The following is a 20,818-nucleotide window of genomic DNA, read 5'->3' as shown; positions in this document are numbered from 1 at the left end:
ATTCTTTGGTGCCTGGAACCACCCGGAATTTGTCATGTTTTGTCGAAGGAGAACCTGTTCCTCTGTTGCACAAAATGCAAAAGGACAAGGAGATTGATGTCCCCTTGTCCTAAATCAGTACCAATTTAGCGCCTGTTTTTCAATTTCTTTTACCAGTTTTTCTTTACCAATAATATAGGCTTCCATATGATATGGATATCTTTTAGCTAGTTGTTTAGTATTTAGACGAGTCCAATATCTAAGTAAAATTAACCCTCTTTCGCTGTTAGTATTTCATTTTCTACTGAAAGCATTTTTCAACGCTAGTTAACTTAAAAATCACGGATGTAAAGTCCCCTGTTAGACGATCAGCAAAGTACTTCTCAAGTTGTAATCCTGCCTGCATTAATTCATCGCCGTAAAATGTTTCTTCAGTCCCATCCATGCGGTACTCGACATCTGCTTCCAACCCTTGAAGAATTAGGCGTTTAAAACCAGGATTCGGGGATGCTAATATTTGAAAATAACCTACAATTGCTTCAGTCTTGTCTTCGGAGACGACCATCCAACTAGTATAGTTTGTCTCTTCGTTAAAAGGGCTTTCCAACCTGTAAAATATTCCTTTTTGAATTAAACTCCGATTTGCTTTATAAAACTGAATTTGCTGTTTCACTTGGTCTTTTTCTTTTTCGTTCATTTTAGTTACATCTAGTTCATATCCGAATGCACCAAAATATGCAACGTTCGCACGAGTAGCTAATTTAGTAATTCGACCTACTTGGTGATTAGGAATCGCCGAAACATGAGCACCCATCGTACTGATTGGATATACCATCGATGTACCATATTGAATCCTTAACCGTTCAACAGCATCTGTATCATCACTTGTCCACGTTTGTGGGGCATAGTAAAGCAATCCTGGGTCAAAGCGACAGCCACCGCTTGCACATGATTCAAACAAAACACCTGGAAATTCACTAGTCAATCTTTCATATAACTCATAAACACCGAGAATATATCGATGAGCAACTTCTCTTTGACGATTAGCTGGAAGGTTTACAGAACCTATTTCAGACATGTAACGATTCATATCCCACTTCACATAAGAGATTGGTGCTTCACGTAAAATATCTGCCATCAATCCGTAAATATAGTCAATTACTTCCTGACGGGAAAAATCTAGGACATACTGATTTCTACCATGGCTAATTTTACGTTCTGGTCTATGTATCACCCAATCCGGATGAGCTTTATATAGTTCACTGACTTTTGATACCATTTCCGGTTCAAACCACAAACCAAAATCTAATCCTAAATCTGTTATTTTCTTAGCTAAACCAGTTATACCGTTCGGTAATTTAGCTTCATCCACAAACCAATCACCTAGTGATGTTGTGTCATCATCCCTTTTTCCAAACCAGCCATCATCAAGTACAAACAACTCAACACCCAGCTGTTTCGACTCTTTAGCGATATCAACAATCTTTTGTTCATCGAAATCAAAGTAAGTTGCTTCCCAATTGTTAATCAATACAGGTCTTTCTTGATCACGCCACGTGCCACGAGCTAGTCTGGTTCGATATAATTCGTGAAAGGTTTGACTCATACCGTTCAACCCTTGGTCAGAATATACCATCACCACTTCCGGCGTTTGAAAGCTTTCGCCACCTTCTAGCAACCAATTAAAGTTAAACGGGTTTATTCCAATCATTAAACGACTAACATCATAGTGATCGACTTCTACTTGGGCTGAAAAATTGCCGCTATACACTAAGCTAACACCAAACACTTCACCTTGATGTTCATCAGCAGTAGGTCTTTTTAACGCAATAAATGGATTTTGTTGGGCACTGCTTGCTCCTCGTGCACTACTAATGCGTTGGATGCCCGGGACTAGCTTTCTCGTTATTATGTGTCTTTCCCTTGCCCATGAACCAGAAAGCTGGATCATTTCAAAATCTGAGTCAAAGAAATCAATACTGGCACTCATTACCCTTGTAAGATTTAGGTTCTGATTCCCATGATTAATGAATTTCGTTGTTCTCGTGATTGCATCCAACTCTTCAAAGACTGTATAGGTTAGTTTAATTTCTGCATCTATTACGGAATCGTATAAACAAACTTCTAATGTAGTGGCCTCAGTTTCTGATTCCACATACGTAGCAGGTAAACCTTCTAACTTCTTTTTCCCTTTGTAAATGTTATGTTCCTTGTATTCAAAATTACTTGTATTACTTCCACTTTCTTGTGAAATTTGGTAAGCAGGTTCTCTAAAATCAGTCGTACCAAATGCCGGGTATTCCTGCTTAATTATATCTAATGAAAATTCGCTATTGCCTTCATATTCATAATTGGTATTCGGACGATGACTAACGTAATACAATCGCTCGAATGAATTGCGGTGTGTTAGTCTTTTGCCATAATAAATATGACCGAGATGATTATTTTCTAGTAATTTAAAAATATAACTAGTGTTTCTTGCTTGAAGGTGAAACTCTCTTGTTTGATCATTAAATAGGATTGGCATAACAACTCTCCTTGCAAATTAGTATTTTTATAGACTTTGCATGGGAAAGACATCCACTCTTGTCTTTATTTTCTTAAGAATGGATGTCTTTAATTTTAGTTCATTAAACTTATGGGGTTACTCTTATGTTACGAAGGAAAACACCCTATTTCTTTTCTTCGACAATTCTAACTTCATATTTTTTAAGAGTTACTTCACCGGTGAGTTCTTCTCCGCTAATTATATCTTTTACCGTTGATTCAAATACAACTGGTTGGGCTTCTTCAGTGAAGTTCATGATAAATGCGTACTTACTATCGTTATCGTGTCTCGTTTGCACGGATACACCTTTTTCATGTTTAACGCGAACTACAGGCTCCAACACTAGTTCTTGCATTAACTCTTCATAAAAATCAGTATGGAATTCTGCTTCCATACGCCCACCAATATAGTAAGTTTTGCCTTTACCAAAATCATGGCTAATAACCGCTGGTGTGTTTGCATAAAAATCTTCTACATACGTACCTTCCGTATTAGCTGTGTTTAGTTCTAGCACAGTTGCATAATCTCTCAATTCGTATTGCTTATTGCGGAAGGTTACATAGTTGCGGTCATTTGGATAAAACGTATCTGTCTCTACAGGCTGCATACCGAAGATTTCTTGTAATTCTTTATGCCACCCACCTTGGTAAGTTAAGTCATGTTCATTTACAATACCGCTTATATATGTCATAACTAATCGTCCTCCATCTGCCACGAATGCTTTCAAGCGTGCAATGGTATCTTCACTCATTAAATAAAGCATCGGTACGATTAATAGCTTATATTCTGAGAAATCTTGTTCTTTTGTAATGACATCGACAGGAATATCTTTTTCCCAGAACGGACGATAATGCTGCTGCAACGTTTGTGGATATTGTTTTGTTTTCCGGCCATAACCTTGTGCATCATTTAACGCCCAGTTACTTTCCCAATCGTAAAGAATTGCTACATCAGCAGGACGATTCGTTCCAACAATGGTTGTTAATTTTTCTAACGTCTCACCCACTTGAGCAACTTCTTTAAATACACGATTGTTTGAGCTATTATCATGGTCTACAACAGCACCATGGAATTTTTCTGAAGAACCCCTTGATTTCCGCCATTGAAAATACATTACACTGTCCGAACCGTGGGCAACCATTTGCATTGAAGACAATAAATGCATCCCAGGGCGTTTTGCCTTATTTACTTCATGCCAGTTTACTAGACTTGGAGTTGATTCCATTAATAAAAATGGTTGCTGTTTTAGGCTTCTGTAAAGGTCATCAATAAAGCCTACTTTCATTGCGAGATTTGCGGTTGACTCCCAATCATTATGCCAAGCAGGATAAGCATCCCAGCTGATGACATCGACATGTTTGGCAAATTTGCTGTAGTCCAATGATTGAAAAGGAATTAAATCAAACGTATCTGCCATAAAGTTTGTAGTGATTGGGATGTCCGGCGTAATTTCTCTTATCGGTACAATTTCATTTTCATAGAATGATATGGTTTGGTCAGTAACAAACCGACGCCAATCTAAGTTTAAGCCATGAACCGCACTTTCCCCGAGTGGTGATGGTGACTCAATTTGAGACCAGTCAGAGAAAGTGTGACTCCAGAACGGTCCCCACCACGCATCATTTAATGCTTTAAGATCATTGTTGTATTTTTCTTTGAGCCAACTTCGAAACGCTGCCTGACACTGGTCACAATGACACTCCCCACCATATTCATTCGATATGTGCCACATTAACAACGCTGGATGGTCACCATATCTCTCTGCAAGTAGACGATTCAGCTGTTTTGTCTTTTCACGGTACACTTCCGAAGAAAAGCAATGATTGTGGCGTCCACCGTGTAATTGCTTATCGCGGCTGCTGTTTACACGCAATACTTCTGGGTATTTTTGTGACATCCAAGCTGGACGAGCACCACTTGGAGTTGCCAAAATAACGTTTCCTCCTATGCCATGGATGTTTTCAAAGATTTCATCGAGCCACTCAAATTGATAATTTCCTTCTTCTGGCTCCAGTGTACTCCAAGCAAAAATACCTACTGAGAAGGTATTCGTATGAGAAAGCTTCATTAATTTTATGTCATCAGATAATATTTCGGGACGGTCCAGCCATTGGTCTGGATTGTAATCACCACCGTGGAGCATATTCTTAGCTTTTGTTACATATGTCTTCTCACGTTTTGCCATAGTTTTCGCCCTCTTTCGTATTAGTTGGTCTAAAAAACTCTTTGTATCACATTCTCCATTCCTTACCCCTCGTCGATACTGTTGTCTTTCAAAGGCGCACCTTTGGATTCTTTAGCTGTTGCTTTTCCCGTTGGAGTCAACTTCCTTCCGCTTCAATCAACAATCTAAGATACAACACTGTTGAGATATGGTTAATAATGAATTATGAAATTAACTAGATTCTACTTACAAAAAACTCAAACTCCATATCCTCATTTGATTTAATAAGATGCTCATCATGGACCGGTGCACCCCAGCTATCGTCTCCACCAACTCCCATTTGTTTACCTGCAACCGTTACAACTGTGTAATGAACATTCGGTAATTCATAATGATGTTGTGCATTCTCAAGTTCAAAAGCGGTATATGGGGAAAAATTACATTCAAGCGCTTTGTTAAACGATGATATTTTTATCCCTTGTCCTTTTTGGTCTGTTACATTTACCCAGCGCACACCAGTTCGATTTCCTGATTCTTGCGGCATTAAATATTTTGATAAATTATTAGTTACTTGATTTTTAAATATGCCTAACTTAGTTCCCATTGCTCGGTCGGAATAATTTTCTTCTGGACCCTGCGCATACCATTCTAAATTGTGGTAGTCTGCTGGTATTTTGAATGAAACTGCAAAGATTGGCATTATTGGTAAACCATTAGCACCTTGATATGCAGATTTCACCCGGATACTTCCATCCGCATAAACTGTGTATATTACCTTTGTCTCAATTTCATCATTTATGGAAAATTTATAGGTAAATGCTACTTTCACTCTGTTTTTCTCTTCTTTAAATGTAACCTCCGTACATTTTCTAGCAAGACTGGCTGTTAACCAGCATCCTGATTGAAAACTTTGTGCATATCCTCGATCATTGTCTGTTGTTGCTCTCCAAAATAATGGGGCAGGTGGAGATTCAATCATTTCTTTTCCTGCATAATTAACTGATATTAAGCTGCCTACTTGTTTAGAGAACATAATTTTAAAGTCATTGCCATGAACTCCGATGTTCACATCGCCTTCTACAACTCGAAAACTATCTTTTAAACTTTCTTTTTCACTTAGTTCGGTTTGTTTTTCTGTAAACACAAACTGACCAAAAGCAACTTCATATCCAACATCTTCCCACAAAGTCTTCTCTTTCAACTTAAGTGAAGTATGGATACAATACTCCCCAGACTCCGTTTGTAAATGATTTGGCCAATCAAAATCACTCCGTCCTTTACTCTGTGCTTCCACATCAACCGAAAGTTTGCTTCGATATATTTCTTTTCCTTCTAAATATAGGATATATTCCAGATCATACTCATTCACATTCGTAAAGAGATTATCGTTAATAATCGTAACTCCAGTTCGATCAGGAATGAGCTTGACGTTTTGATATAAAAACTTCACCTCTTGTATTTTGGGTGATTCTTCTCGATTAGCATAAACAATACCGTTTCCACAAAATTCATAGTCAGTTGGGCGATCACCAAAATCTCCGCCGTATGCTAAAAATTCATTGCCATATCGATCTTTTTTCGTGATAGACTGATCCATATAATCCCAGATAAACCCACCTTGATACATTGGGTATTTATGTTCAAGGTCAGTATATTTATACATACCACCTAGTGAATTGCCCATCGCATGCATATACTCACAACTAATATATGGCTTTTGAGGGTTTTCTTTAAGATATTGCTCTATATCAGCAGGTTTTGCATACATACGACTTTCCATATCACTCGTATCATTATAATCTCTATTGTAGAAAACTCCTTCATAGTGAACAAGACGACTTGGATCAACCGATTTAAAATATTTAGAAACGTTTAGAATCACTTCTCCAGCATAGGATTCGTTACCACAAGACCAAATAAGGATAGATGGGTGATTTTTATCTCGTTCATACATGGAAATCGCCCGGTCCATGACAATGTTTTCCCATTCTTTTTTATTGCCTGGTATATTCCAAGAAGGTTCAACAGCACCCATCTTTTGCCATGAACCATGCGTTTCCAGATTCATTTCATCAATCACATACAACCCATATTCATCACATAGTTCATACCAATATGTTTGGTTTGGGTAATGGGATGTTCGAACAGCATTGATGTTATTTCTTTTTAATGTCTTAACATCCCATAACATGTCCTCTTTCGTAATTGTTCGTCCACTATAGCAATTAAATTCATGGCGGTTAACACCCTTAAAAACAATTCGCTTTCCATTGATATGCATAATTTTATCAATCATTTCAAACCTTCTAAAACCAACCTTTTGTGGGATAACCTCGACTAGATGATCAGACTTATTAAAGGTTTGAATATACAATTTATATAAATATGGGTCTTCAGCACTCCACAAGTGAGGAGTATTAACCTCAAGAGAAATGTTGCCTATTAGTTGCTCAGGCTCAATCGTATGGGATACTACTGAATCTCCACTTTTATCGGTTAATATTGCTACTACTTTTGTGCCGCTTGGTACTTCTGATAAGAAGCTTAAATCAATGTTAAGTGTGCCCATTTTATAAGTGGAATCTAACTCCGTACGAACTTTCAAATCATTCACATGGATTTTAGGCACAGTATAAAGGTACACATCTCGGAATATACCAGAGAATCTCCAAAAATCCTGATCTTCCAACCAGCTTCCTGTGCTTCGCTGATAAACCTCTACCGCTAACTTATTCTCTCCAACAGTTAAAAAGGGAGTCAATTCAAATTCAGCCGGAGTAAATGAATCTTCACTGTACCCCACAAACTCACCATTTAACCAAACATAAAAAGCTGACTCTACCCCCTGAAAAGATATGTAAACCGGATTATTTTTCATATTAAATGGCACATGAAAAGACTTTATGTAACTACCAACCGGATTGTAATCATTCGGGATTTCTGGTGGACGGATATCGTTATGCCCATCCCACGGATACATAGTATTGACGTATTGGGCCTTACCATAACCTTGTAGCTGAATATGGCCTGGAACAGTTATATCTCCCCACGCTGAGTAATCAAAATCAATTTTATAAAAATCTTCAGGTCGACTTTGCGGATTGACTTCATAATTAAATTTCCAATTCCCATTTAAACTATGTCTCATTTTCATAGGAGCATTCGAACTTGCCTCAGTCATTGTTTCATAATACACATGGTCTGAGTGTGAAGAAATTCGATTAACTGCAAATACATTTACATCTGAAAGCCAATTAATATTTGGCTGAGTTTCTGTTCTATAGTTTGTTTTCAATCTACTCACAATTCCTTTCTATTTAAATGTTCATCTACTTTTTAAAATAGAGTGGCGTTAGTAACAATTATTCCCATCAGAATGGAACCTTGCAAAACTAGGACTTTTGACCTAATCCATGCAAGATTCCCATTTTCCCTATAGCACTTTATCTAAACATTATTGCGCAAAGATTCCTCCTATCACTTAGTTAACACTAGGCTTCAACTGTAACGCAAACTGGAATGGACCACTGTATAATCTGTACTTTTCGAGTACGTCAGGGCCACAGCTGGAAGATCCCAGTCCGTGTTGCTTGTGGTCAACTTGTATGGTAATGAAGTCTTGTTTCACTAAGTCATACGTATGCTGCGCTTCTTCGATAACTTCTGGTGTATAATAACAAACATTAAAGTCAAAGTTTGGCTGTCCTTGGAACTTCATACCAACACCACTTTCGTTTGTTAGTGTTGCCCAACGCACTTCATGCCTATTTCCACTTTCTTGCGGATAGACGTAAGGTGTATAAAGTTCTTCTACATTTTTCGACCAAACGCCAAAGGCATTCGCTTGTCTACTATCGACGTAAGCTTCTCCGGGACCGCGACCATACCATTTCACACGATTAAGCATGTTAGGTACTTCCATTTTCAAGCCGATTCTAGGGAACGTCTTTGGAAGCTTACCATATGGTTCACCTTTTACATCGATAGCAATCTTGCCATTTACGTCGATTAAATACGTGTAGGTAGTTGTAATTCCCCAGCTCAATACTGGTGGTGCAACACGTGCCTCAACAACTACTTCCACTTGATAGTCTCCTAGACTGTTATAGTTTACAGAATCCACTCGTTGCTGTAACCTATGCAGACCATGATCCTTCCATTCTTTGACCGACGGAACATCTTTCCAATGAGGTTGAGCCCATAAATCATTATCAATTGGTGCACGCCATAGATTTAATTTTGGCCCCGTTTTAATTAAATCTATACCTTGGTGTTTCCACTCTTCTAGACTACCGAAAACCTTATCGAATCGAACCTCAAAGTCATCGCCACTTACAACTAAGCTATTACGTAAATCTTCTACACGCAATTGGTTATCCGAGAAAGCTACTTCCTCTATCTCTGCTTTTTGTACAGGTAATTCGAATTGTGCCCAAGCAACTTTATGTCCTGTTTGAGCCCACTCTGTATCGTTAGTTAGCGTGAAATCAATGTTTAACCAAAAATCATCTGTTGAACCATGAAACACGTTAAGGTCATAGCCTAACTCAACTACTTGACTAGAACGTCCAGCAATTTCGCTTACTGGCAGTGTTCCTCTTGCAACAACGGATTCCCCTGTCTTAATTGACCATGTCGCGTGTAGATGCGCTAGTGAGATAAAATCATAACGATTCGTGATGTTTACTTCGCCTCTTTCCAAATCAATGGCTTTTACCAACACGGGCTCAATCACTTTTTTGTACTCAATTAAACCTGGTGAAGGCGTACGGTCTGCCATCACTAATCCATCAATAACAAAGTTGGAATCGTGTGGTTTTTCACCAAAGTCACCACCGTAAGCAAAGTATTCTTGTCCATCTTCTGTGTATTGGCGAATACCGTGATCCAGCCATTCCCAAACAAAACCACCTTGCAAACGCTCATGTTTATAGAAAGTTTCCCAGTATTCTTTTAAACCACCTGGACCATTCCCCATTGCATGTGCGTACTCACAAAGAATGTGTGGTTTTTTTAAATCCGTACGCTGACCTAATGTGTCCATCACTTCAACTGCTGTGTACATCGTTGTAAATATATCAGAAGACTCTGGGTCACGATTAGGGTTATAGTCGCTCTCTGTACGTGTAATGGCACGACTTTCCCCTTCATAGTGGATGAGACGTGTGTCATCATATGCTTTTGCCCAATTTGCCATTGCAACATGGTTACGGCCATAACCGGATTCGTTTCCTAGTGACCACATAATAATTGATGCATGGTTTTTGTCGCGATGTACCATACGCTTCATGCGGTCTAAGTAAGCCGCTTCCCATTCCGGGTCATCACTTAGCTGATCCCAATTACCAATCACATCAAACCCGTGTGTCTCTAGGTCCGCTTCGTCAATCACATATAAACCATAACGGTCACACAAGTCATAGAACCTTGGATCGTTCGGATAGTGAGCTGTTCTCACTGCATTGATGTTGTGTTGCTTCATTAGCTCTACGTCTTTAATCATCCACTCAATTGGAACCGCTCGCCCTAAATCTGGATGATGATCATGACGATTCACACCTTTAAGCATTATCGCTACACCATTGACTAAGAATACGCCATCCTTAAGTTCAACAGAACGGAAGCCAACCCTTGTGGGAATCACTTCAGAAACTTCGCCAGTGCCATCTTTTAATGAAAGTAATAAATTATATAAGTACGGATCTTCCGCAGACCACTTATTTGGTTTTGAAATATTAAATGTTTGAACGATTGTTTCTGTGCTGTTTGCAGCTATAGAAATAGATTCTGATTCGTGCTCAGTTACAACAGCTTTCCCATCAACATCCATCAACTCATACGCTAGCTTGTAGCCATCAACTGATTGATCACTACTATTCTCAACGATTGTTTCTATTTCAAGAATAGCGTTTTCATAATTTTCATCAAGCATTGTTTTAACAAAGTAATCTTGCACATGCACTTTAGGCTCCGCTAACAAATAAACATCACGGAAAATACCACTGAGCCACCACATATCTTGGTCTTCAATATACGTCGCATCTGACCATTGGTATACTTGGACAGCAACACTATTTTTTCCCTCTTGAATATACGGAGTAATATCAAATTCTGATGGAATACGACTTCCTTGACTGTAACCAACTTCGTCACCGTTTACCCATACGTGAAACGCACTATCTACACCTTCAAACTTAAGCGTAATTTGCTTATCCAGCCAAGCTTTTGATATGAAAAACTCTCTTGTGTAAGAACCAGTTGGATTTTCATTAGGAACAAATGGTGGATCAACCGGAAATGGATAAACAACATTTGTGTATGCCGGCTTACCATACCCGTGCATTTGCCATGAAGATGGAACGTATAAGTCATCCCAGCTACTTGTGTCATAGTCTGCTGCATAAAATTTCTCAGGTGCAAGGCTTGGATTAGTTGCATAATGAAATTTCCAAAGACCGTTTAATAGTTTGAAAGATGATGCATTGTTACGATCAAATGTTAACGCGCTTCGCTTATCATCAAACGGAATAAAATGAGCGCGATCCGGTCTGCGGTTTCGTTGTAGTACGTCTAAGTTTTCCCAATCGTGTTTAATTGTAGGCAATTTCTATCCCTCCATGCAATTTAAGGACGGATCTCTTGACCCATTCAGTTGGGACAAGGGAATCGTCCCTTTGTTAACTTTAAACATAAAACAGGCATCCTTGCCCACCAAAGTGGGACAAGATGCCTGTCCCCAAATTATCCTTTTACTGACCCCATCATACCTGCAACGAAGTGCTTCTGCATGAAGAAGAAAACAAGCGCTGTTGGTAATGTTGCAATTACAATTGCAGTCATTATTACACCATAGTCTGGTGAGTAACCAGCACCAAGATTGGAAATTAACAATGGAATCGTCAATTTTTCTGGTGACTGTAAAACAACTAATGGCCATAGATAGTTGTTCCAGCTATTCATAAACGCAATTATTGCTGCTGCTGCATATGTTGTTTTCATTGTTGGAACATAAATACGGAAAAAGATTCCCAGTTCACTTAAACCATCAATTCTACCAGCTTCCACCAATTCCTTCGCAAACATCTTTGTGTTTTGACGGAAGAAGAAGATGAAGAAGGCGGTAATAACAGTAGGCAATAGTGCCGCCGCTAACGTATCAATACCTATAAACGGAGCAGTTCCTGAGATTCGACCAAACAAGCGGTACAACGGAATCATAATAGCCGCAAATGGAATCATCATCGATAACAGTAGAATATTAAAAATCATGTCTTTCCCACGCGTACGATAAATTTCAAAACCATAACCTGCTAAGGAGCCGATTAACAGTGTCAAGAACGTTGTGATTACCGCTATAATGGTTGAATTCCACATAGCACTTGCAATATCTACTTGCCCAAATAATACTTTCAAGTTTTCAAATAAATGCGTACCAGGTAACAACCGACCAGCGGTAACATCCACGGATTTATTTGTCATACTTACTAGCATCCATAAAAATGGAAATATCGATACCAAAGCTGCAATACTTAAAAATAGATAAGTAGCTACTCTTTTTAACTTCTTCATCTTTTATCACCTGCCACTCTGAATTGAATCATGGATAGGATAACAACTAAGATAACAATGACGTAAGATACGGTCGCTGCATATCCAAAGTCTGGCGTATATTCAAACGATAGGTTGTAAATGTACATGGAAATGGAAAGTGTCGCATTTCCTGGCCCACCAGCCGTGATGTTCATAACCTCATCAAACAATTGCAATGTACCAATAGTAGAAATAATTGAAGTAAATAAAATAATTGGCTTTAACATAGGAACTGTAATATAAAAGAATTGTTGGATAGCAGAAGCTCCGTCAATTCTTGCCGCTTCATACATTTGCTTGTCTACGTTTTGAAGTGCTGATAAATAGAAAATCATGTTATAACCAGTCCATCTCCATGTGATGGCTGCAATAATTGTGATTTTAGCTAAGACAGGATCAGATAACCAATTTAAAGGCTCTGAAATAAGGTGTAAATTCAATAATAACTTGTTCACTAGACCATCTACACCAAATAAATATTTAAAAATTACTGCGTAAGCAACTAATGAAGTTACACACGGTAAAAAGATAGCTGTTCTAAAAAATCCTTTAAATTTTAAAGTCGCATCGTTTAATAAAACAGAAAAGAATAATGCTAACACGATCATAATTGGTACCTGAACCAATAGATAGATTATCGTATTGGTTAGTGCTGAAATAAATGTAGGATCATTAAATAATCTTGCATAATTTTCTAAGCCAACAAATTCAAGGTTAGCACCCATACCAGATTTTAATGAAAGTAGAAATGCTTGTACCATTGGGTAAAAATAAAATAAACCAATTCCGACTACTGATAACGCAATAAACAACCAACCAATATAATTCTTTTTAAAACGTTGGACGAATGTCTTTTTATTCAAAGATGATTGTACATTCGTACTTTTCGTTAGTTCACTCATGTTCCAACTCCTCCTTACTCATGCGGCCTTTAAAAGAAAATGATTCTTTTGAAAGTATGTTGCTTTCGTAGAATCCCCATTACCCTTACATGCTTTTTCAAGCTTGCGATGCTTCTCTAATAGGTCATAAACTAGACTTGTTTTTTAGTAAATAAAGCCTAAGGTTAGCTCTGTATTGGCATAGTACTTTATCTACTTTATCCAGTTCAGGCTTTCCCTTAGGCTTATTTACTTACTACTTATCTCAATTGTGATTCTGCCTGAGCTTGTGCGTCTGCAAGTACATCTTCTAACGGCTTACCTTTTAGGTAATTTTGCATTTCAGCAGATATGATATCCTCAATAGCATAAGTGTGTAATCCCATGTTTACAGGAGGAACATCTGCCATCCATTCAGAGAAATCTTGAACAATTGCTTGGCCACCAAAGTATTCATTCGGAGTAGCATAAGCATCGCTTTCAGATGCTGGCTTATACGTCCCAATCGCACCTACTTCAGTAACTAACTGCTCATAGAATGGAGTGCTTGAACCAAAAGTTTGACCTAAGAATTCAGCAGCTTTTTCTTTGCCATCAACGTTAAGAACATACCATGAGCTACCACCTTGGTTAGATGCATTTTTTGCACCATCGATGTCCAAGCGTGGAGTTGGAGCTACTGCCCATTTACCAGCTTGAGACTCTTCCGCTTCGATACTTGCTGCAATCCAGTTACCTACAGGAACAGTTGCAACGTCACCACTGTTAAATGCTGCAAGGAATTGGCTCCAGTCAGAGTTAGCTTTTACCAAGTCCGCTTCCATAATTGCTTTATAGTTTTCCATAGCTTGTTTCAATGGTTCATTGTCTACTAGATTTACAGTAGTACCATCACCTTCTACATACCAAGCACCAGCTGTTTGCATCATAACACGAAGAATACCTAAGTCGTTTGGATCTAAAGATATGAAATCATGACCTGTTTTTGCTTTTACATCTTTACCAATTTCAACATATCTTTCCCACGTAATGTTAACTAAGTCATCATGAGTGTATCCAGCTTCTTCAAGGTAGTCCGTACGATAGAATAAACCAGTTACACCTGTGTCAAATGGAAGACCAAATTGAACACCGTCTAAGCTAGTTGGCTCCAATTTGTATGCTGCAAAATCGTCTTTGTTGAAATATTCATCAATTGGGAAGAACGCATCTGGATACGCTTGCAAAAAGCTTTGAGCACGTTGGTCTTCAATTAGTACAATATTTGGCATACCTTTCATTGTACCTGAGCTAAGACCAGTGTTTAATTTTTGAACGATATCATCTTGTGCATTTTCAACGATTTCTAATTCTACATCACCATCGTATTGTTCTTCAGCAATATTAAGTGCAGCGATGTTAAAGTTTGGATCCCATGCCCAAGCTTTGATTGTTGTCGTTTCATCACCTGAACCAGCATCACCCGAGCCAGAACCGTTGTCTCCTGAAGTTCCTGATTCTTCACCGCCACAAGCAGCTAAGAAAAGGATTGATAATACAGTTATTGCTAAAAACCATAGTTTTTTCATGATGAAAAAACCCCCTCTTATTTTTGTGTTTTTGGAAGCGTTATCACACCGCCTGAATTAATCATAACATTGAATAAAAAAAGACTGGTAGAACGATATTTAGATAATAATTTGAATAATTTTAGATATTTTTGAAAGCGGTATCATTATTAATTGTAATTTTTTTAGAAATTGTAATATGTTTAGATTTTTATATACTCTAGACCACACTAGCCCGTGTAGTTACTTTTCCTATAACAAAAATTTAACTATAGCGCGCTTTACATAGTCTTTAGAAGAACTCGACATTCGTCTCGTACTATAACGAGTGTCGAATATTTTCTTATACTTCATTCCTGAAAATTTGTACTACGCCGAATTACTTCTCCGCTAAAATTTTCTTAACGTAAAAAAACTGCCACTCAGCGAGACCATCTCACCGAGTGGTAGTTTTACTTCATTAGAGGTAAGGTGATTTTCACTTTCGTTCCTTTTCCTAGTTCACTTGTTATTTCTACACCATAATCTTTACCATACAATAACTGAATTCGTTCATTTACGTTTCGCACACCGATGCCACTAAATAATTGACGCTTCTCTTTTAAATAAGGCAATTTCTTTTCTGTCTTGTCCACTGCGATCCCATCACCAGTATCGATTACTTCACAAACAAGGTTATTCTCTCTCTGAGCAATCAATATTTGAATATAGCCATGCTTTTTATGGGTAAACGCATGGAAAAAAGCATTCTCGATAAATGGTTGAATGACAAGCTTTGGTAAGTGATACTGCAAGCAATCTGGAGAGATGAGGTAGTTTACTTTTATCCGATCTCCATACCTCGTTTGATTTATTAAGACATAATTTTTCATATTAACAATCTCTTGTTCAACAGAAATAGTCTCATCTACATTTCCTAAAGCATTTTGCAATAAAGAAATCAGGGCATCTATCGTATCAAAGGCTGATTCTTTTTTTCCTTCTTTTACTAAAAACTTAATCGAAGTCAACGTATTGTAAAGAAAATGCGGATTGATTTGATGTTGCAATGCTTCTAATTCCGCTTTCCGTTGCTTTTGCTGCGTTTTCATTAATATATTGACATATTCGTGTAGCTCATTGAGCATATAGTTGAATGCACTTGCCATTTTTCTTGCTTCATACCCACCAGTCACTTGAACAGGTTTACTAAAGTTGTATCGTGCCATATTAGAAATTTGATTGATTAATTTACTTAACGACACTGTCATTCTTCTTGAAATAATAAATACCACTAATACAGCTAAGAGTACTATTCCGATACTTATAAGAACTATTTCTTTCGTATCTACTAGGTTGTCTATTACTAAATCCTTATTAATCAAATTAACAATGTATAAATCGAGGGTTGGTAAATACTCCGATAACATTAAATAGTCTTTTTCAAATACGTTTACTTCTTTATGATCTAGATTATTGTCTTCAATTTCGCTCGTATAAGATAATAGATTAAGCGCATTTTCCCCAATCATCTCTAGTTGATTACTAGATATTATTCTCCCATCACTATTCATTACTAACACATTGTTGCCCTGACTTGTATAGCCTTCATAAAATTCTCTAAAATTTTGTTCACGGATTGGAACATATAAATACCCATAGATGTTTCCCGTTGATCTTTCAGTAAGAACCTTTGTTGCCACAATCATCGGTACTCCATTTGTCGCTTCAGACCAATCAAACTGATACAGAATTTTATTGGGATTTTCCCTTGTCTTAACCGTCATCGGATGATTGACTAACGTATCCGCTGTAACAGGCCAGTTGGAATATTTCATGTTAAATAAATGATAATTAACTCCTAATAAAATCATATTTGCATCGGTAGAATTATCATTATAAATGCGTTCCATTTCCTCTTTAATCGAATAGAATGAAGTATTCATCTGCAAGGAACTGCCATCTTTTTGTGTCAGAACTTCTTTAACCGTTCCGTTATTTTGTACATCAATTGCTGTAACAACAACTGAGTAATTAAAGGCTTCGAGCCGTTGTTTAATCTGGTTAAGAACCTTCGTATTGGTAATACTAAATGTTTCCATAAAAAGGTTACTTGACATCCGGATTGTGCTAAAAGTAATTAAGACAGATACAGACACGATACTTATGACCATCACTAGAAACATTTTCACAAATAGGTTGTTGTTTTGAATAATTTTTAGTAAATTCTTCATAAGATTTTCCTCAGATCATTGCTGAAATTTTTTTCGATAACTACTAGGAGACATGCCTTCGATCCGCTTAAACACTTTACAAAAATAACTTGGCTCTGAATAGCCGACCATTTCACTAACAGTCGCAATTGGCATTGTTCCGGAATTCAAGATGAGCTTCGCTTTATTAATTCTTACTTGATTCAAATAATCACTGAAACCTTCTTTATGATGGGTACTAAAATAACTAGATAAATAAGATGGATTAAAATGAAAATGGTTTGCTAACGTTTTTAAGGATAGTGGCTCTGAAAAATGATCCTCAATATATTGTAATAACAACTGCATGTTCCTTGGGCGATCCTCTTTATCTGTTGAAACAATTTCTTTTACCTCGGATAAGAAATCATAGAAATGGTCAAGTGCGTCACTTGCATACTTTGCTTCATTAACACTAGTAAAATAATCATATTTTTTGGACTCGAGTTCCGTCATATCATATTTCATATTCCCTAATAATACAACGATATTAAAGATAATGTTCGACAGCCATGACTTAAATTCATGTATATCTTTTGTATAGTTACTCGCTAAAGCATCTAAATGCTCCGTTAAATAATGAATTGCAACACTAAATTGCTTATGTTTTAAAAAATGAATAAACTGGTTTAAATCAAACTGGTTATTATTTTCCACTACTTCTGGCAAGTTATCGTACATTAATATTTTTCTATCTTGTAAATAGAAGATATAATTTTTCATTCTTACTAGATCTTCTTCATATATTTTTTTTACTTCGAGAATGGAAGTAAAAGGATTACTCATAATCCATACGCTAACTTGGTTTGAATCGTTGTATTGATTTGCTAATTCATTAACTACCTCTTTAATAGAAGGTAATTGGTTGAGCTCATAATTAAGCACAAATATGATATCGTTTGCATTCATTGGAATCAAATAGCTCTCGATTTGTCCTACACGTTGTTTCATTTGATCATGTATTTCTTTATAAGTTAAGACATTTTGATTATCCTCGGGACAATAAACTGCTACTAAACTATAATGGCTAAATGGAAAAGCTTCGATAAGTGTGCTTTCGCTGTTCATTAACGAATAACCATTAATACTTTTTTGCAATAGTTCTTCTACGGAAATTTGACTATATTTTGTTCCGCTATTATCTAACTCGTTAGGTACAATTTTGCGCAACGTTTTAATTAGCTCTTCTCCATTAAGCTTTGGCTTTAATATATAATCCGCAACACCACTCTGAAAAGTAGAGCGAACATAATCGAAATCTTCAAAGCTGCTTAGCACCACGATTTCAATCGCAGGGTACTTCGCTTTAACCTCTTTCACTAGTTCAATACCATCCATGCCCGGCATAACAACGTCGGTAATAATAATGTGAGGTTGATCTTGTTCAATTAATTGGAGTGCTTCATCTCCGTTTCCCGCTTCTCCAATAATTTGAAAACCTTCTTCCTCCCAGTTGATGTAATTAATAAAACCCTGTCTAATAAGCATCTCATCATCAACAATTAATACTTTCCATGATTCATTCATATTGTCCCTCCTTTTTTTCACATGTGAAGGCCAACGAATATTTTGAAGATGACTGACCAATCAATGACAACATTTTACTAAGGTGGCCTGTTCCCAAAATTGTCTCATACTGATTCATTCACCTTGTGCACTGGATAAGATTTCTGGCAGAGTAATGTCTTCACAACTACTAATTCAGTTAAACAGTATTTTCAAAATCTAGTAATTTGTCTAACTTTTTCGTAGAAGTTAATATCTTTTGAAAAACATTTGTTAATAACACATTATTCACGAATAAATCCGTTTCTTTGCTGAATCAATGTTAAAAAATTCTTCTAAATTAAGTTCCTCTTGTTCTTCATCATAAATGCAAAATGCGTGTAAATAAACCCTAAATTAATGGTAAAAATTTCAAACTAATGATGAACCACAGTAGGAAAATCTCAAAATCTTAAAAAATACAGGGGCTTACCTAGGGTTAGGCATTTATTAGAAAAGTATGTTCAAGCATTTCAACAGTCTATGCGAGAAAAGAAAAAACAACTTTTCAGCTTTTAATAAATAAGAGAACAATCGAAGTTTTTCTTATACTTCATTCCTTGAAATTTTACGACGTCGAATTACTTTTCTGCTTATATTTTATGCTTTCTTAACGTGCAAAAAAAGAACCCTCAATCCAAATAGATCAAAGGTTCTACGTTTTACATTTGATGATATAATCTCTGTTTTCATTCTCTTCCTCATAGAAACACTTGTCCAATATTGGTTAAGCTTTTTCATTCAATACATCGTTTTCTGCATCCAAGGAATTACTAAATCCCGACTCTTTTTCGCTTAGACCAAGCGTCTCTGCTGTTGAAGCATGAATTTCTTGCAGCAGATCTGGGTTTTCCATTAGTGATACACCATAAGAAGGAATCATTTCTTTGATTTTCGGTTCCCACTCCTTTATGTGATCAGGGAAGCATTTTGTTATTACTTCTAGCATGACGTTAACGGCCGTAGAAGCACCTGGAGATGCGCCCAGCAATGCTGCGATTGAACCATCAGCTGCACTAACAACTTCTGTACCAAATTGAAGCGTCCCTTTACCACCATCTTCTGTATCTTTAATAACTTGTACACGTTGGCCCGCTACTACTAAATCCCAATCCTCGCTTTTGGCGTTCGGGATAAACTCACGTAACTCTTCCATGCGTTGCTCTTTCGATAACATGACTTGCTGAATCAAGTATTTTGTCAATGACATATTTTTTGCGCCTGCCGCCAACATGGTTACGAGATTATCCGGTTTTATAGAAGTTAACAAATCAAACATAGAGCCGGTCTTTAGAAACTTTGGTGAAAATCCGGCAAATGGTCCAAATAGCAATGATTTTTTATTGTCGATAAATCGTGTGTCCAGATGCGGAACAGACATTGGAGGAGCACCAACCTTAGCTTTTCCGTATACTTTTGCATGATGCTGCGTAACAACATCCGGGTTATTACACACCATAAATATTCCGCTTACCGGGAATCCTCCAATATGTTTCCCTTCAGGAATTCCGGATTTTTGCAGTAAATGTATGCTTCCTCCGCCGCCTCCAACAAAGACGAATTTTGCAGTATGGCGTTCGACAGTACCGCTATCGAGATTCTGTACTTTCACTTCCCACCTGCCGTTGTTTGTCCGTTTCATATTTTTAACACTATGCTTGTAATTTATATTGACATTTTTACTTTCTAAGTGGTTAAACAACTTACGCGTTAATGCGCCAAAGTTGACATCTGTTCCAGAGTCAATTTTTGTTGCCGCTATAGGTTCACTTGATGCGCGGTCTTTCATAATAAGCGGAAGCCATTCCATCAGTTTTTCCGGATCATCGGAAAATTCCATCCCTTGAAATAAGGGATTGTTTGACAGCGCTTCAAAACGTTTCCTTAAAAAGTTTACATTTTCTTCCCCTCTTACTAAACTCATATGAGGCAATGGCATGATAAAGTCCTGTGGATTATGCATCAGCTTGTTGTTTACAAGATAAGACCAAAACTGCGTTGAAACCCGAAACTGTTCATTAACTTTAATAGCTTTGCTAATATCTATAGACCCGTCTGCTTTTTCGGGTGTGTAGTTAAGCTCACACAGTGCCGCATGTCCTGTTCCCGCATTATTCCATTCGTTAGAGCTTTCCTCTCCTGAGTTTGCGAGCTTCTCAAAAACCGTAATTTCCCATTCCGGTACTAATTCTTTCAAGATTGTCCCTAAAGTGGCACTCATGATTCCAGCGCCAATTAAAATGACGTCTTTCGTTTCTCTGTTGCTCATTTATACCAACCTTTTCCCCTAAAATTTGCAGAAAAGATGAGGCGTCACACCTAGAAAAACACGA

At 37.3% G+C, this 20,818-nt stretch carries 10 protein-coding genes; all 10 read right to left on the bottom strand.

Translation table 11 applies throughout. From position 1 onward, the window contains the following. Positions 1–280: 280 nt before the first annotated feature. Positions 281–2,506, bottom strand: a complete 2,226-nt coding sequence (locus JOC48_RS11905) for an alpha-galactosidase (RefSeq protein WP_204499956.1) — start codon at positions 2,504–2,506, stop codon at positions 281–283. A gap of 145 nt (positions 2,507–2,651) precedes the next feature. After that, entirely contained in the window at positions 2,652–4,712 is a 2,061-nt protein-coding gene (locus JOC48_RS11900) for a beta-galactosidase (RefSeq protein ID WP_239584335.1), read from the bottom strand. Between the two features lie 214 nt (positions 4,713–4,926). Beyond that, positions 4,927–7,986, bottom strand: coding sequence for a beta-galactosidase, LacZ type (gene lacZ / locus JOC48_RS11895; protein WP_204499954.1), 3,060 nt, complete (start codon positions 7,984–7,986; stop codon positions 4,927–4,929). Between the two features lie 186 nt (positions 7,987–8,172). Next, positions 8,173–11,295, bottom strand: coding sequence for a beta-galactosidase subunit alpha (gene ebgA / locus JOC48_RS11890; RefSeq protein ID WP_204499952.1), 3,123 nt, complete (start codon positions 11,293–11,295; stop codon positions 8,173–8,175). A 137-nt stretch (positions 11,296–11,432) separates the two neighbouring features. After that, entirely contained in the window at positions 11,433–12,260 is an 828-nt protein-coding gene (locus JOC48_RS11885) for a carbohydrate ABC transporter permease (RefSeq protein WP_204499950.1), read from the bottom strand. Then, positions 12,257–13,183 (bottom strand): carbohydrate ABC transporter permease, encoded by a 927-nt coding sequence (locus tag JOC48_RS11880; RefSeq protein ID WP_204499948.1) that lies wholly within the window; start codon positions 13,181–13,183, stop codon positions 12,257–12,259. The genes JOC48_RS11885 and JOC48_RS11880 overlap by 4 nt, the downstream gene beginning before the upstream one ends. Positions 13,184–13,422: 239 nt before the next feature. Next, a complete protein-coding gene (locus tag JOC48_RS11875; RefSeq protein WP_204499946.1) occupies positions 13,423–14,730 on the bottom strand; it encodes an ABC transporter substrate-binding protein in 1,308 nt (435 codons plus the stop codon). Between the two features lie 431 nt (positions 14,731–15,161). Then, on the bottom strand, positions 15,162–16,922 hold the full coding sequence (locus tag JOC48_RS11870; RefSeq protein ID WP_204499944.1) for a cache domain-containing sensor histidine kinase: 1,761 nt from the start codon (positions 16,920–16,922) through the stop codon (positions 15,162–15,164). Positions 16,923–16,937: 15 nt separating this feature from the next. Next, on the bottom strand, positions 16,938–18,467 hold the full coding sequence (locus tag JOC48_RS11865) for a response regulator transcription factor (protein WP_204499942.1): 1,530 nt from the start codon (positions 18,465–18,467) through the stop codon (positions 16,938–16,940). Positions 18,468–19,212: 745 nt separating this feature from the next. Then, positions 19,213–20,754, bottom strand: a complete 1,542-nt coding sequence (locus tag JOC48_RS11860; RefSeq protein ID WP_204499940.1) for a malate:quinone oxidoreductase — start codon at positions 20,752–20,754, stop codon at positions 19,213–19,215. Positions 20,755–20,818: the final 64 nt, after the last annotated feature.

It is taken from the genome of Aquibacillus albus, assembly GCF_016908325.1.
Taxonomy (GTDB): Bacteria; Bacillota; Bacilli; order Bacillales; family Amphibacillaceae; genus Aquibacillus_A; species Aquibacillus_A albus.
The sequence above is the reverse complement of the archived record's forward strand: the minus strand, read 5'-3'. Positions and strand labels throughout refer to the sequence as shown.

Coding starts and splice junctions, on each gene's coding strand:
- JOC48_RS11860 (WP_204499940.1), bottom strand. CDS start 20,754: ATGAGCAACAGAGAAACGAAAGACGTCATTTTAATTGGCGCTGGAATC.
- JOC48_RS11900 (WP_239584335.1), bottom strand. CDS start 4,712: ATGGCAAAACGTGAGAAGACATATGTAACAAAAGCTAAGAATATGCTC.
- JOC48_RS11905 (WP_204499956.1), bottom strand. CDS start 2,506: ATGCCAATCCTATTTAATGATCAAACAAGAGAGTTTCACCTTCAAGCA.
- JOC48_RS11885 (WP_204499950.1), bottom strand. CDS start 12,260: ATGAAGAAGTTAAAAAGAGTAGCTACTTATCTATTTTTAAGTATTGCA.
- JOC48_RS11880 (WP_204499948.1), bottom strand. CDS start 13,183: ATGAGTGAACTAACGAAAAGTACGAATGTACAATCATCTTTGAATAAA.
- JOC48_RS11865 (WP_204499942.1), bottom strand. CDS start 18,467: ATGAATGAATCATGGAAAGTATTAATTGTTGATGATGAGATGCTTATT.
- JOC48_RS11875 (WP_204499946.1), bottom strand. CDS start 14,730: ATGAAAAAACTATGGTTTTTAGCAATAACTGTATTATCAATCCTTTTC.
- JOC48_RS11870 (WP_204499944.1), bottom strand. CDS start 16,922: ATGAAGAATTTACTAAAAATTATTCAAAACAACAACCTATTTGTGAAA.